The following is a 13,929-nucleotide window of genomic DNA, read 5'->3' as shown; positions in this document are numbered from 1 at the left end:
CCTGATTATCAATGGATATTGTTGACAGGACAGGGTCGTTGGTAAACATTTCCGCGAAAAAAAATAAAAAATACCTTTCCTTTAAAGGCAGCCTATTTTTTATTGTATTTCATAAAGTTTGTACAGCTCCTGTCAACGTCGCCGTAACTTGCTGAGAATGAAGCGATATTGTTGACAGGACTGTTTTACCCGTGCAAAAACCCCGTTTTTCTTCCTTTTTTCTTCACGGACAAATCCTTCCGTCCTGACGCCGTGCTTGCTGACCCCCTGACGAAGTGCTTCGTCACCTCCCCATACAGCACGGCATGACACCCTTACGCAGCACTGTGTCGGGACTTCAAGAAGTGCTGCGTGGCGGAGTAAGAAAATACAAATGGAAATAGCAATAAATAGGGTAGGATTGTTTGATTTCATCGAACTCACGTTCTCACATTAAATGTTACATTGTTCATACTATAAAATGATTAAAGTCGTACTTTTGTTCACTGTTGCAATGATACAGACTCTTTGCGCATTTGATCACCCGAAATCCGGTAATCTTTGGGAAAGAATCTGTTTATTGATAGATTTTAGGTGTATTTTGTCAGTTTTCAGGTGTATTTTCTGTCAAAGTCTTGCACAGAATTAAAAAGAAGCGTTAAATTTGTGCAGTTATTTATGTGGATAAAGATGGCAGATGACTCTTTGTTTCTAATAGACATTGACAGAATTCTTCGGGAAAAAGCTCCGAAGCATGCGAAGTACGTGCCGTGTTTCGTCGTTTCGTATCTGAAACACATCGTCCACCAGGACGAGCTGAACGTATTCTTGCGTGAATCGAAAAATAAGGTCGGAGTCGACTTTCTGGAAGCCTGCCTGGAGTTTCTGGATGCCAAGATAGAGGTAAAAGGCCGAGAAAACCTGCCGAACGACCGTTTGTGCACGTTTGTCTCCAACCATCCGTTGGGCGGGCAAGACGGTATTGCTTTGGGTTACATATTGGGCCGACACTACAACGGCAAAGTAAAGTATTTGGTGAACGACCTACTGATGAACCTGCATGGATTAGCTCCCCTCTGCATCCCCATCAATACGACCGGCCGCCAAGCCAAAAACTTCCCCAAGTTGGTAGAGGCCGGCTTTGCATCAGACAATCAGCTGATCATGTTTCCCGCTGGACTTTGCTCACGTCGGCAGAAAGGCGGAATGATAGCCGATTTGGATTGGAAAAAGGCATTTATTGTGAAAAGTGTGGAGCACCAGCGCGACGTTGTCCCCATTCACTTCGAGGGACGGAACTCGAACTTTTTCTATAACCTGGCCAATCTGTGCAAATTCTTGGGAATCAAGTTCAACATCGCTAGGTTGTATCTGGCAGACGAAATGCTGAAGAACCGACACAAGACCTTTACCGTGACTATCGGCAAACCCATTCCCTGGCAAACATTCGACAAATCGAAAACGCCCGTGCAATGGGCACAATATGTAAAGGATATTGTATATAAGTTGTAAGGACACTGAGTTTATAGAAAAAAATAAGTATGAGTATGGAAGAGATTATAGCACCGGTAGACAAGGAACTGCTGAAAGCGGAGTTGACGGAAGAAAGGCGCTTGCGCATGACCAACCGCAGCCATAATCAGATATACATCGTCACGGCACACGAAGCCCCTAACACGATGAGAGAAATTGGCAGGCTGCGAGAAATAGCTTTCCGAGCCGCCGGCGGTGGTACCGGTATGCCGATGGACATAGACGAGTACGACACCATGGAGAATCCTTACAAACAACTGATCGTATGGAACCCGGAAGCCGAGGAAATATTGGGAGGGTATCGCTATCTGTTAGGAACGGACGTTCGGTTCGACGAACAGGGAGCTCCGATTCTGGCTACCTCACACATGTTCCACTTCTCCGAACAGTTCTTGAAAGAATATTTACCTACGACCATTGAACTTGGTCGTTCGTTCGTCACCTTGGAATACCAGTCCACACGCACGGACAGCAAAGGCCTCTTTGCCCTGGACAATCTTTGGGACGGTCTGGGCGCCTTAACTGTTGTAATGCCCAACGTAAAGTATTTCTTCGGTAAAGTAACCATGTATCCCAGCTACCATCGTTTGGGGCGTGACATGATCCTCTACTTCCTACATAAGCACTTTGGCGATAAAGAAGGTTTAGTTGTTCCGATGGAGCCATTAAAACTGGAAGCGGACAAAAAAGACTTGGCTGCACTATTCTGTAAAGATTCATTCAAAGAAGATTACAAAATATTGAATACAGAAATCCGAAAATTCGGTTACAACATTCCTCCGTTAGTCAATGCCTACATGAGTCTGAGCCCCACGATGCGCATGTTCGGCACCGCCATCAATTATGAATTTGGCGATGTAGAAGAAACAGGTATCCTGATTGCAGTTGATGAGATTTTAGCCGAAAAACGCATTCGGCACATCCAGTCATTTGTCGAAAACGAACAGGACGTGAGCCGTTTCGTTTTCAACAAGAAATCCTAAGAATCCGAAGCATCAACTGATTTCCGGTAAACTGTTTCCGTTGATTTTCCGATAAAGATCAAGGGCAAAGACATCTGTCATGCCCGAAATATAATCCAATACCGCCTGTATCCTTTCGTAGAATACGGGCGATTTTATATTATATTGACTGGATACCCGATTGATAAGCAACTTGGAATAAGCTTTTTCAGGAGAGCAAACAGCATCAGTCATCAATTCCAGCAACGTGCCGATAATGCGAAAACCGGCCAGCTCAATATCGAGTACATCGCGAGAACGATAGATCTTTTCAAACGATACTTCGGAACAAAGATGATAAGCAGAGGCGGGAAGAGGACTGATGTGTTTAATCAATGCACCCTCGAACGTACCCGCCAATATCAGCTTTTCGTTGTCCAGGAAGGCTTGGGTGCACTCACGTATCAACAAGCCGATGGCACAGGAGCGCAGGTAGGCAATCTGTTCGTTGACATCACTTACAATCTTCAGCGTTTGTTCCATGTGGGCCTTGCGGGCGTCGTCAAAGTAAGAAAGAAGCAGGCTTTTGGTTTCGTCTGTTGTCAGTATTTTCAGCTTATGCGCATCCTCAATGTCCATCATCTGATAGCAGATATCGTCGGCCGCTTCTACCAAGTAGACCAATGGATGACGAGCATATTTCAGCGGTTGTCCATTCAGTTTCGTCATACCCAACTCCTCAGCAATACGGCGGAAACTTCCCTCTTCGCTGATGAAGAAGCCGAATTTAGATTTCTTTCCGGCCAAACTCGATGAAAAGGGATATTTCACGATGCTGGCTAAGGTAGAATAGGTCAGCACGAACCCACCGGAGCGCCGCCCCTCAAACTGATGAGTCAGCAGACGAAAAGCGTTGGCATTGCCTTCGAAGTGGGTGAAGTCTTCCCATTGTGCATCTGTCAATTCTTCTTTTAAAATGAGTCCTTTCCCTTCGGAGAAGAAAGTAGAAATAGCCCGTTCTCCCGAATGTCCGAACGGCGGATTACCTAAATCGTGAGCCAGACAAGCGGCTGAAACAATAGAACCAATTTCTGGAAGGAAACTTTGCTGTAAATCCGGTTCCCTAACCAAGATTCCTTTAGCTACGTCGTTCCCTAATGAGCGTCCTACACATGATACCTCCAAACTGTGCGTCAATCGGTTGTGCACGAAGATGCTGCCCGGCAGAGGAAAGACCTGCGTTTTGTTCTGTAAGCGGCGGAAAGGAGCCGAGAAGACCAGACGGTCATAGTCTCGTTGAAATTCAGAGCGGTTCTCGTGACGTTCCTGATGAAATTCTTCCAGTCCGAAACGCTTGGCTGACAAAAGGGTATTCCAGTTCATCATTGATTTTTACAGGCTTGACGTTTGACAAAAATACAAATCCGGTTACTAATATTTAACTGCAAATGTATGACTATTTGCTTCAAAATCCGTACTTTCGCCCGTTAAATAAGACATAAAATTAGTTAGACGATACCGAATATGCTGAAAGTACAGATTATCAACCGTTCGAAGCATCCGCTTCCGGCCTATGCCACCGAGCTGTCGGCAGGCATGGACTTGCGTGCCAACCTGTCCGAACCAATGACGCTCGCCCCCATGCAGCGTTGTTTGGTGCCTACCGGGCTGTATATTGCCCTTCCGCCCGGCTTCGAGGCACAAGTGCGCCCCCGCAGCGGATTGGCTTTGAAGAAAGGGGTGACGGTACTCAATTCTCCCGGTACAATAGATGCCGATTATCGGGGAGAAATATGTGTTATCCTAATCAATCTGTCGGCCGAGCCATTCGTTATTGAGGACGGCGAACGCATCGCGCAGATGGTGATAGCCCGCCATGAGCAAGCCATTTTGAAAGAAGTAGCAGTATTGGATGAAACACAACGCGGTGCAGGCGGTTTCGGACATACCGGTATGTAGAAGTTTGTAAATGGAAAACGAATAAATCGAGTGATGAAATACAAACTGAACAAATGGCTGGGAACAGTTCTTGCTGTATGTTTGTTGGTGTCATGCGGAATGGTTCGCAAAGGAAACGGGGCGAAGATAACCGCAAACATGCCAACAATAATCACAGATACTTTGTCCCCGGCTATCCATCGTAAATATAACTATTTCTTTCTGGAAGCTGTACGGATGAAGACACAGCAGAAATACGATGCAGCCTTCGACTTGTTGCAGCATTGTCTGCGTATCCGTCCCAATGCGCCTTCTGCCTTGTTTGAACTCTCCCAATGCTACATGGCTCTGAATCAGAAAGAACAAGCGGTTACTGCGCTGGAAAAGGCTGTGTATTATGCTCCAGACAACTATTGGTACGCAGTAGGATTAGTTAGCCTATATCTTGAACGTGAACAGCAGAACGCAGAAAAAGCTGCAACATTGCTGGAAAACATGACAATACGCTTTCCAGACAAAATAGAACCTATTTACAATCTGCTGGACATCTATAACCGCCAGCAGAAATACGACAAAGTACTGACACTACTTAACCGACTGGAAGAGAAGCTTGGCAAAAGCGAGCAGATCAGTATGGAAAAGTTCCGTATCTACCTGCAACAAGATGACCGTAAACAGGCATTTCGCGAAATAGAAAGCCTGGTGAGCGAATATCCCAATGACCTCCGCTACCAAGTGGTATTGGGAGACGTCTATTTGGACAATGGAAAACTGGAAGAAGCCTACGCGCTATATCAGAAGGTATTGGCCGAAGAGCCGGACAATGCAATGGCGCTTTATTCGATGGCTTCCTATTATAACGAGACCGGACAGGAGGAACTTTACGACCGGCAGCTCGACACCATTCTGCTGAATAGAAAAGTAGAACCGACCACCAAGCTGGAAGTGATGCGCCGGCTGATTGTGCGAAACGAATTATCTCATCAGGACAGCACCCGCATCATAACCTTGTTCGACCGCATCATGGAACAGGAATCCGACGACGCCGACATGCCGATGCTATACGCCCAGTACCTTGCGTCAAAAGGTATGAACAAAGAGTCTGTTCCTGTGCTCAACAAAGTACTCGACATTGATCCGGCCAATACGGCAGCCCGCATGACGCTGCTGGGCGAAGCCGTCCGTGGCGAAAATTACCCGGAAATCATCCGTTTGTGTGAAGCCGGAGTTGAAGCCAACCCCGACATGTTGGAATTCTATTTTTACCTGGCCATCGCCTACAACCAAGCCGAGCGGGCAGACGATGCACTTGCAATCTGTCAAAAAGCACTGACACACGTCACTAAAGACAGTAAAAAAGAAGTCGTATCCGACTTTTATGCCATCATCGGCGATATCCTGCATACACAAGACAGGGACGAAGAGGCTTATGCCGCCTACGATTCAGCCTTGGTCTATAACCCCAACAACATCGGAGCATTGAACAACTATGCTTACTATCTTTCCCTGGAGCGCAAAAATCTGGACAAGGCAGAAGAGATGAGTTACAAGACGGTGAAAGCCGAACCGCAGAACGCTACTTATCTGGACACGTATGCCTGGATTCTGTTCGAGAAAGGAAATTATGCACAAGCCCGTCTGTACATCGACCAGGCCATGAAAAGCGACGAAGAGAAGAGTGCCGAAGTAGTGGAACACTGCGGCGACATTTATTATATGGTGAACGAAGTAGAACAGGCTGTGAAGTACTGGCAGCAGGCACTCGATATGGGCGGCAGCTCGGAAACACTGAAACAAAAGATAAAGCAACGGAAATACATCCGCGAACCCGAAAAAAACTGAATGAAAAATGATGAAAACAGAAAATGCCTTCCGTACCCGGCCGTTTATAGGGCTGTTGTGGCTGACGGCTCTGCTGATCGGCCTGGCCGGTTGTCGAACTTCCCGTCAAGCAGGGAGCAAAACGGACGAAACCGGCTATCTCTCGTCCAAAGTAGTCCTAACCGTCCCTACCAAAGAGGCGGTTCTGACCGTCAACGGCACCATGAAGCTGAAGAACGGCGAACGGATGCAACTTTCCTTCCTCATGCCGATATTGCGCTCCGAAGTGGCCCGCATCGACATCACCCCCGATGAAGTGATTTTAGTAGACCGCATGGGCAAGCGATACGTGCAGGCCTCACGCCGGGAACTGAAAGACATGCTCCCCAAGAAAGCCACTTTCCAACAGCTGGAGAAGTTACTCTATGCGGCGGCGCGTCCCGGAGGCAAAAACACGCTGACCGGCAGTGAGCTGGGCATTCCGTCGTTGGAGAAAGGCAGAATAGAGTTGACAGACTTCTCCACCAAGCCTTTCAGCCTGCCTCCGACGCAGCTCTCCTCCCGATACCAAAAGGTGGAACTTCACGAACTCCTTGAAATGCTGATGCGCCTATGAAGCGGTTCTTGTGTGCGTTGGCGGGATGCCTTTGTCTGCTGCTGCCTTTGAAGGCCCAGTCGAACAAGCTCATCGAGGAACTGGAAAGCAAGCGCGGCACCCTGCAGAAGCAGATTGCCGAGTCGGAAAGCCTGTTGCAGACCACCACCAGGAATGTGGGAAGTCAGTTGAAGGGATTGGCGGCGCTGACGGGACAGATTGAGGAACGGAGACGCTACATTCTGGCCATAAACAACAACATGGAGGCCATAGATCGCGAACTGACCGCGTTGGAGCGGCAACTCAACTTGCTGCAGAAGGAACTGAAAGAGAAAAAGGCGAATTACGCCGCGTCTGTCGACTACCTCTACCGTAACCGCACCATTCAGGACAAGCTGCTGTTCATTTTCTCTGCGCAGACCCTGGAGCAAACGTACCGACGCCTGCGCTACGTGCGCGAGTATTCCACCTTTCAGCGGATGCAGGGCGAAGAGATCCAGAAGAAGCAGAAACAAATCAACAACAAGCGCGCCGAGCTGAACGAGGCTCGCAAAGCTAAGGAAAGCCTGCTGAAGGAGCGCGAAGACGAGAAATCCACCCTCGAAAGGCAGGAAAAAGAGCAGAAAGCCCTCGTGAACAATCTGCGGAAGAAGCAACGAGGCCTCCAGGCCGAGATCAGCAAAAAGAAAAAGGAGGCCAACCGCCTGAACGCGCGCATCGACAAACTGATTGCCGAAGAAATCGAGAAGGCCCGCAAAAGAGCAGAAGCGGAAGCCCGCAATGAGGCCTCAGCCGGCAGAAAACCAAACGAAAAAACGGAAGACAAGCCCTCCGCCGCCCCAAAAGCAAAACCGATAGAGGCCTACACGATGAACAAGGCCGATCGCGAACTTTCGGGAAGCTTCGCGGGGAACGTAGGGAGGCTTCCCGTACCCGTGACAGGCCCGTATATCATCGTCAGCCGCTTTGGCGAATATTCGGTTCCGGGGCTTCGGGGCGTAAAGCTCGATAACAAAGGCATAGATATACAGGCGAAGCCCGGAGCGCAGGCTCGCGCAGTTTTCGACGGGAAGGTGGCGGCCGTATTCCGCCTGAACGGACTTTTCAATATACTCGTGCGGCACGGAGCGTACATTTCCGTCTATTGCAATCTCTCCGCGAGCGCGGTGAAGCCCGAAGACAACGTGAAAACGGGGCAGCCGCTCGGGCCCATCTTCTCCGACAAAGCAGACGGGGGGCGCACCGTCCTCCACTTCCAGCTTCGGAAAGAAAAAGAGAAGCTCAACCCCGAACCCTGGCTCGACCGCTGACGGAAATCACAGCGCGGCGCCGTCCAACAGCTCTAAATAAAGTCCGACAGCCTCCTCTACCTCGCGAACGAACACAAATTCGTCTGCCGTATGCGAGCGGGAGCTCTTGCCGGGCCCTATTTTCATTGACGGAAAGGGCATGAGCGCCTGGTCGGACAATGTCGGAGAGCCGAAGGGGACGCGCCCCAGCGAAACCGCCCGTTGAACCATCGGATGGCTGCGCGCAACGTGCGATGACCCAAGACGGAACGACCGGGCCTGCGCGCGGCAGCGGATGTGGCTGCTGACAATCTGAAACACTTCGCTATTGGTGTAGCACTCGTTGCTGCGGATGTCGACGACGAAGCTACAGCGGTCGGGAACGACATTGTGTTGCGTACCGGCGTTGATCATCGTCACGCTCATCTTTACCGGACCGAGAAGGGGCGAAACACGGTCGAAGCGGTAGTTTTTGAACCAGGAAATATCGTCGAGCACCTTGTAGATGGCATTGTCGCCTTCGTCGCGGGCGGCGTGACCGGAGCGCCCCTCCGCCGTGACATCCAAAACCATCAGCCCCTTCTCCGCGATGGCCGGCTGCATTTCGGTAGGCTCGCCGACGATTGCGAAGCGGATGGGCGGAAGCTGGGAGAGCGCGCACTCGATGCCCCCGCTGCCCGACACTTCTTCTTCGCACGACGCAAGGTAAATCAGGTTGTATTCCTGTTTCGTCCGGCAGAGCGCAAGAAAAACTTGCAGCAGGCTGACCAGACTTGCCCCCGCGTCGTTGCTGCCAAGCCCGTAGAGTTTCCCGTTGGCCTCGATAAGGGGTTTGAACGGGTCTTTCTGCCAGCCGGAGACGGGTTTCACGGTGTCGAGATGCGAATTGAGAAGCAGCGTGGGCCGTTTCAGGTCGAAGCCGGGGCTTAGGCACCACAGATTGTTGCCGCGCCGTCCGCACTCCATGCCCTGCTGTTCGATATATTGCTGCAAGAAGTCGGCGGCGAGTGTTTCGTCCCGGCTGAACGAAGGGATTTCGATGAGCCGGCAAAGCAGGCTGACCGCCTCGGCGCTAAGGGTGGAAAGGTCGAATTTCATCTTCAAAATCGTTTGGCGTTAATCGTGCCGCAAACTTACGGATTAATTTGCAGAAAGCGCACGGCGCGCGACGGATATTTGAAAGAAAAATCGCCTGTCCAAGCCCTTATTCCGATAAAAACCGTATCTTTGTGTCAGATTAACCCAATCAATTTCGTATGGCACAAATTCATTTAGCCGAACTCATCCACCGACAGGCCGAAAAATACGGAGAAAAGACCGCGCTCCGCTACCGCGACGACGAAACCCGCACGTGGAAGCCCGTATCGTGGACGCGCTTCGCCTCCCTCGTCCGGCAGACGGCGGGCGCAATGGCGGCGGCGGGTATAGAAGAACAGGAAAACGTCGGCATCTTCTCGCCGAACAAACCCGAATGTCTCTACGTCGATTTCGCGGCGTATGCCAACCGTGCCGTTACGGTTCCGCTGTACGACACGAGCGCGATGACTCAGGTACAGTACATTGTCGACGACGCGCAGATTCGCTTCCTTTTCGTCGGCGGACAATACCAGTACGACACCGCCTTCCGCATTTTCGCTTTGTGCAGGTCGCTCCGCTGCCTCGTCATCTTTGACCGGGATGTCATTCGCGACGCGCGCGACACGGCCTCTGTCTATTTTGACGAATTCCTGGAGCGCGCCGTGCGCGAGCCTTCTTATAATATAGTAGACGCGCGCGCGAAGTGCGCCTCGCCCGACGACCTTGCGAATATCCTCTACACGTCCGGCACGACGGGAGAACCGAAGGGCGTGATGCTGCATCACGCGAATTACCTCGAAGCCTTTCGCATACACCGCCTTCGCCTGCCGCAAATCACCGATTCCGATGTCTCCATGTGCTTTCTCCCCCTGACGCACGTCTTCGAGCGCGGCTGGACCTACGTGTGCATCGAGCGCGGCGTCGAAATCTGTATCAACAGGCGTCCCCAAGACATCCAGACCACCATTCGCGAAGTGCGGCCTACCGTCATGTGCAGCGTGCCGCGATTTTGGGAAAAAGTTTATCAGGCCGTGCAGGAGCGGCTTGCGGAAGAAACGGGATTGCGCAAGGCCATGCTGCTCGACGCCATCCGCATCGGCAAAGAGCACAATTTAGGGTTCATCGCGCAGGGGAAAACTCCGCCTTTGGCCCTCCGACTCCGTTACAAGTTCTATGAGAAAACGGTTTATGCCCTCGTCAAGAAAACCATCGGAATCGAACGCGGGCGACTGTTCCCTACGGCCGGAGCGGCGGTTTCCGACGAAATTTGCGAGTTCGTTTATGCCTTAGGCATCAATATGATAGTCGGATATGGGCTTACGGAGTCCACCGCGACCGTTTCCTGTTTTCCGAAAACGGGATTTGTCATCGGCTCGGTGGGAGAAATCATGCCGGATTTGGAGGTGAAAATCGGGCGCGACGATGAAATTCTTTTGAGGGGCAAGACCATCATGCGCGGCTACTATCGCAAACCTGTTTCCACGTCCGAAGCCATCGACGCCGAAGGCTGGTTTCACACAGGCGACGCGGGACGCCTGGAGGGCCGAACCCTGTATCTGAAAGAGCGCATCAAGGACTTGTTCAAGACTTCCAACGGAAAATATATCTCCCCGCAGGCCTTGGAGACCAAATTTATAGTCGACCGATACATCGACAGCGTCGCCATCATCGCCGACCGGCGCAAATTTGTCACCGCGCTCATCGTGCCCGCCTTCGACCTTTTGGAAAACTTCGCGCGCACGCAGGGCATCGCCTTTTCCAGTCGCGAAGAGCTGGTCGCAAACGACGCCGTGCTTGCCTTCTACCGGTTTCGCATCGACACGCTTCAGCAGCAGTTTGCCCATTACGAACAGGTGAAGCGCTTCACGCTCCTGCCCTCGCCGTTCAGCATGGAGCGCGGCGAACTGACGAACACGCTGAAGCTGCGACGGAATGTCATCGCCGCAAACTACGCCGACATTATCGAAAATATGTACAAGGAATAGCAGACTGCGCGATAATTTTTAAAAAAAAGTTTGAAAAAAGTTTGGAGGGAATTTTTATTTCCCTAACTTTGCAAAGTCGATTTCCACATGGAAATTCCACTTTCCGAAATGGAAAAGTCCGATTTCCGCATGGAAATTCCCCTTTTTAAAATGGGAAAGACCGATTTCCGATTGGAAATTCCCCTTTTTAAAATGGAAAACACCGATTTCCGCATGGAAATTGCACATTTTGAAATGGAAAAGCCCGATTTCCACATGGAAATTCCACTTTTCAAAACCGAAAAGGCCGATTTCCGCATGGAAATTGCATTTTCCAAAACCGAAAAGGCAAAATTCCGCATGGAAATTCCATTTTCCGAAATGGAAAAGGCCAAATTCCGACGGAAATGTGCATTTTCTGAAAATGGAAAACCGACGCTGAGACCGGAACGAAGTGTTAACGGAATGAAAAAGGCGTCGCTCCGGTCGGAACGCGTATTTTTTGAAATTGTTAAACTTAAATTATACAAGAAAATGGGAAATTTCGCTTTGATAGACACGATGTCTATCCTGAAACTGAACAAGGCAGAACGCCTGAACCTCCTCAAACGCTTCATGTCGCTCCTTCCAAGTTACACTCCGGGCAGCGGAGGCGGTGACGACGACGATGAAGGTGCTTCTCCTCTCCTCGCATCGGCGGAGGGCATTTCCAAACTTAACATAAGCGCGGAGCAGGTTGCGCAGATGGAATCCGTTATCAAACAGATGACGGAACAGACGATGCAGAATACTTCCGCGACCGATACGCCCGAAATGCAGCAGTGCGAGGCCAATCGCGATGTGGCAGCCAACTACGTCGTGCGCCGCGTCGTCAATTTCAACCGCCTTCCCCTTGCCGCAGAGCGCGAGGCGGCTCGCCGGCTTGAGCCGATTGTCCGTCCGTATGCCGCGGTGACTTCCCTGCCTGCGGGACAGGAGACGGAGGTCATAAGGGGGCTTATCGTGGATTTGGAAAAGGAGGAGCACGCGGAGGACATAGCTTCGCTCGGCCTGAAGCCCTATATCGACGAGCTTGAGCGTTTGAACGAACTGTATTCCCGCCTCGTCGCCCAGCGCGACAAAGAACGGTCTGCAAGAACCGGATTGCCCGTTGCGAAGACCCTTGCCGTTCAGGCACAGGACTTGCTCGACGATATGTGCGCCCTGGCAAATGCGAGCAGCCTGCTCCAACCCTCGGACGAGGCCTCGACATTTATCCGTGAGACAAACTACCTCTTCGCGCAGATGCGCACGGCTTACAAACAGCGCTCTAAGGCCTCCGTTCCCGAAGATGAAGATACGGAAGGAGACGTTCCGGCCGACGAAGAGGCTTAACCGATTGGCCGAATGCCCGCTCCGACCTTAAGATACACTTTGTTAGCCCGTCTGCTGGCAACGCTCCTGTCGCTTTTTGCGGCGGGGGCGAAGCCGCAGGCGCAACCATCCGGCGACACCCTTTCCAATCGGCCGAGGCACGGCATCGGCTGCGACTTCAGTCCCGCATATACCATTCACAACGATGACTTCTTCTGCGGCCATAACATGGAAGGACATCACGTGAACAGTGCCCTGACGTGGCATTTCAAATATTATTATCGCTTCGCGCCCGCTTCGCGGTTAGGTCGGCTTTATCCGAACACCTATCAGGGCGTGGGCGTGGGCTTCACAAAATTCGATACGGGGAAAGAACTCGGCGCGCCCGTTTCCGTATATGTATTTCAGGGCGCGCCCATTGCGCGGCTCTCCCGCCGTTTGACCTTGAACTATGAATGGAATTTCGGCGCCTCTTTCCATTGGAAAAAGCACGACTTCGAGACGAATCCCATGAATGACGTTGTCGGATCGCGCATCAACGCCTACATCAACACTTATTTTTATATGGAAGTGTTGCCGCTCCCGAATTGGCGCCTTTCCTTTGGCGTCGACCTGACGCACTTCTCGAACGGCAACACGAATTTTCCGAATGTAGGTGTCAACACCGTCGGCGTGCGTTTCGGCGCTTCGCATACCTTCGGCGACGAGCCGGCCGTGCCTTCCGCATCTTCCCTTCAGCCCGCCAAGCCCTTGTCGCTCCTTCGGCGGATTGGCTGCGACGTCGTTCTCTATGGCGCCACCCGAAGACGAGGCATTATAATAGACGATGAGCCCGCGCTTCTCCCCGGCTCGTATGGGATAGGCGGCATTAACGTCAACCCGATGTATTTCGTAAATAAATATTTCCGCGCCGGCTTCTCGCTCGATGCAAAATACGACGAAAGCGTCAATCTGAGGAAGTATCACGTCGAAGGCACCGAAGGAGAAGACCTGCAATTCTATCGCCCTCCCTTCCGCGAACAGGTAATAGCCGGCTTCTCCCTCCGCGCCGAGCTTACGATGCCGATTTTCTCCGTCAACTTCGGCGTGGGCAGTAATTTCATCCGAAAAGGCGAAGAAACGCACGGGCTCTACCAAATCCTTGTGCTGAAGACCTTTCTCACGCCGCGCCTCTTCCTCCACATCGGCTACCAGCTCCGCGACTTCAGCGATCCCAATAATCTGATGCTGGGAATGGGCTTTCGCTTCGGAAAGTCCTGATTTCCATCTCCGGCAGGCATAAAAAAGAGCGGTTAGCCGCCAATTTCACATCGACAACTAACCGCTCAGCGGTAGCGCCCCCTTTTAATATCCGAAAATATCTCCTGACTTCGTCAACGTGTCACCCAAAAATCGTCAGAGAACAGAGGTGCGATGCGTTGATGACGTTTCATGAGCAT

Annotated in this window: 11 protein-coding genes; 9 read left to right on the top strand and 2 right to left on the bottom strand. The window is 51.2% G+C overall.

Going from position 1 to position 13,929, the window contains the following annotated elements; genetic code table 11:
* The first annotated feature begins 669 nt into the window (after positions 1-669).
* Together Q0Z70_RS11185 and Q0Z70_RS11180 are read left to right on the top strand one after the other, a co-directional pair.
* Complete coding sequence (locus Q0Z70_RS11185; RefSeq protein ID WP_298074551.1) at positions 670-1,491, top strand: 1-acyl-sn-glycerol-3-phosphate acyltransferase; 822 nt, start codon at positions 670-672, stop codon at positions 1,489-1,491.
* 35 nt (positions 1,492-1,526) lie between these two features.
* Complete coding sequence (locus tag Q0Z70_RS11180; RefSeq protein WP_298074549.1) at positions 1,527-2,495, top strand: GNAT family N-acetyltransferase; 969 nt, start codon at positions 1,527-1,529, stop codon at positions 2,493-2,495.
* Positions 2,496-2,507: 12 nt separating this feature from the next.
* On the opposite strand, the gene Q0Z70_RS11175 is transcribed toward Q0Z70_RS11180, so the two are convergent.
* Positions 2,508-3,839, bottom strand: a complete 1,332-nt coding sequence (locus tag Q0Z70_RS11175) for a deoxyguanosinetriphosphate triphosphohydrolase (protein ID WP_298074547.1) — start codon at positions 3,837-3,839, stop codon at positions 2,508-2,510.
* A 141-nt stretch (positions 3,840-3,980) separates the two neighbouring features.
* Between Q0Z70_RS11175 and dut the strand changes: the two genes are divergently transcribed.
* From dut to Q0Z70_RS11155, 4 genes are all read left to right on the top strand, one after another.
* On the top strand, positions 3,981-4,412 hold the full coding sequence (gene dut, locus Q0Z70_RS11170) for a dUTP diphosphatase (protein ID WP_298074553.1): 432 nt from the start codon (positions 3,981-3,983) through the stop codon (positions 4,410-4,412).
* A 138-nt stretch (positions 4,413-4,550) separates the two neighbouring features.
* Positions 4,551-6,233, top strand: a complete 1,683-nt coding sequence (locus Q0Z70_RS11165; protein WP_298074545.1) for a tetratricopeptide repeat protein — start codon at positions 4,551-4,553, stop codon at positions 6,231-6,233.
* A 7-nt stretch (positions 6,234-6,240) separates the two neighbouring features.
* Entirely contained in the window at positions 6,241-6,828 is a 588-nt protein-coding gene (locus Q0Z70_RS11160) for a DUF4292 domain-containing protein (RefSeq protein WP_298074544.1), read from the top strand.
* Complete coding sequence (locus Q0Z70_RS11155; protein WP_298074542.1) at positions 6,825-8,117, top strand: peptidoglycan DD-metalloendopeptidase family protein; 1,293 nt, start codon at positions 6,825-6,827, stop codon at positions 8,115-8,117. The genes Q0Z70_RS11160 and Q0Z70_RS11155 overlap by 4 nt, the downstream gene beginning before the upstream one ends.
* A gap of 6 nt (positions 8,118-8,123) precedes the next feature.
* Here Q0Z70_RS11155 and Q0Z70_RS11150 read toward each other — a convergent pair whose 3' ends face one another.
* Positions 8,124-9,194: a M20 family metallo-hydrolase gene (locus Q0Z70_RS11150; protein ID WP_298074540.1), complete on the bottom strand. Its 1,071-nt coding sequence runs from the start codon at positions 9,192-9,194 to the stop codon at positions 8,124-8,126.
* 158 nt (positions 9,195-9,352) lie between these two features.
* Between Q0Z70_RS11150 and Q0Z70_RS11145 the strand changes: the two genes are divergently transcribed.
* The 3 genes from Q0Z70_RS11145 to Q0Z70_RS11135 all read left to right on the top strand — a co-directional run bounded on the left by Q0Z70_RS11145 (position 9,353) and on the right by Q0Z70_RS11135 (position 13,750).
* Positions 9,353-11,158: a long-chain fatty acid--CoA ligase gene (locus Q0Z70_RS11145; protein WP_298074538.1), complete on the top strand. Its 1,806-nt coding sequence runs from the start codon at positions 9,353-9,355 to the stop codon at positions 11,156-11,158.
* 513 nt (positions 11,159-11,671) lie between these two features.
* Positions 11,672-12,511 carry a DUF6261 family protein gene (locus tag Q0Z70_RS11140; RefSeq protein ID WP_298074536.1) on the top strand — a complete coding sequence of 280 codons (840 nt, stop codon included), beginning with the start codon at positions 11,672-11,674 and terminating at the stop codon, positions 12,509-12,511.
* 12 nt (positions 12,512-12,523) lie between these two features.
* Positions 12,524-13,750, top strand: a complete 1,227-nt coding sequence (locus Q0Z70_RS11135; RefSeq protein WP_298074534.1) for an acyloxyacyl hydrolase — start codon at positions 12,524-12,526, stop codon at positions 13,748-13,750.
* The last annotated feature ends 179 nt before the right edge of the window (positions 13,751-13,929 follow it).

Origin of the sequence: uncultured Bacteroides sp. (assembly GCF_947632445.1) — a bacterium.
Classification (GTDB): domain Bacteria; phylum Bacteroidota; class Bacteroidia; order Bacteroidales; family Bacteroidaceae; genus Bacteroides.
This window is presented reverse-complemented; position numbering and strand designations above follow the sequence as displayed.

What these genes read in the sequence shown, in the direction of transcription:
- Q0Z70_RS11185 (WP_298074551.1), top strand. Translation starts at nt 670, where the DNA reads ATGGCAGATGACTCTTTGTTTCTAATAGACATTGACAGAATTCTTCGG.
- Q0Z70_RS11180 (WP_298074549.1), top strand. Translation starts at nt 1,527, where the DNA reads ATGGAAGAGATTATAGCACCGGTAGACAAGGAACTGCTGAAAGCGGAG.
- Q0Z70_RS11175 (WP_298074547.1), bottom strand. Translation starts at nt 3,839, where the DNA reads ATGATGAACTGGAATACCCTTTTGTCAGCCAAGCGTTTCGGACTGGAA.
- Q0Z70_RS11165 (WP_298074545.1), top strand. Translation starts at nt 4,551, where the DNA reads ATGCCAACAATAATCACAGATACTTTGTCCCCGGCTATCCATCGTAAA.
- Q0Z70_RS11160 (WP_298074544.1), top strand. Translation starts at nt 6,241, where the DNA reads ATGATGAAAACAGAAAATGCCTTCCGTACCCGGCCGTTTATAGGGCTG.
- Q0Z70_RS11155 (WP_298074542.1), top strand. Translation starts at nt 6,825, where the DNA reads ATGAAGCGGTTCTTGTGTGCGTTGGCGGGATGCCTTTGTCTGCTGCTG.
- Q0Z70_RS11150 (WP_298074540.1), bottom strand. Translation starts at nt 9,194, where the DNA reads ATGAAATTCGACCTTTCCACCCTTAGCGCCGAGGCGGTCAGCCTGCTT.
- Q0Z70_RS11145 (WP_298074538.1), top strand. Translation starts at nt 9,353, where the DNA reads ATGGCACAAATTCATTTAGCCGAACTCATCCACCGACAGGCCGAAAAA.
- Q0Z70_RS11140 (WP_298074536.1), top strand. Translation starts at nt 11,672, where the DNA reads ATGGGAAATTTCGCTTTGATAGACACGATGTCTATCCTGAAACTGAAC.
- Q0Z70_RS11135 (WP_298074534.1), top strand. Translation starts at nt 12,524, where the DNA reads ATGCCCGCTCCGACCTTAAGATACACTTTGTTAGCCCGTCTGCTGGCA.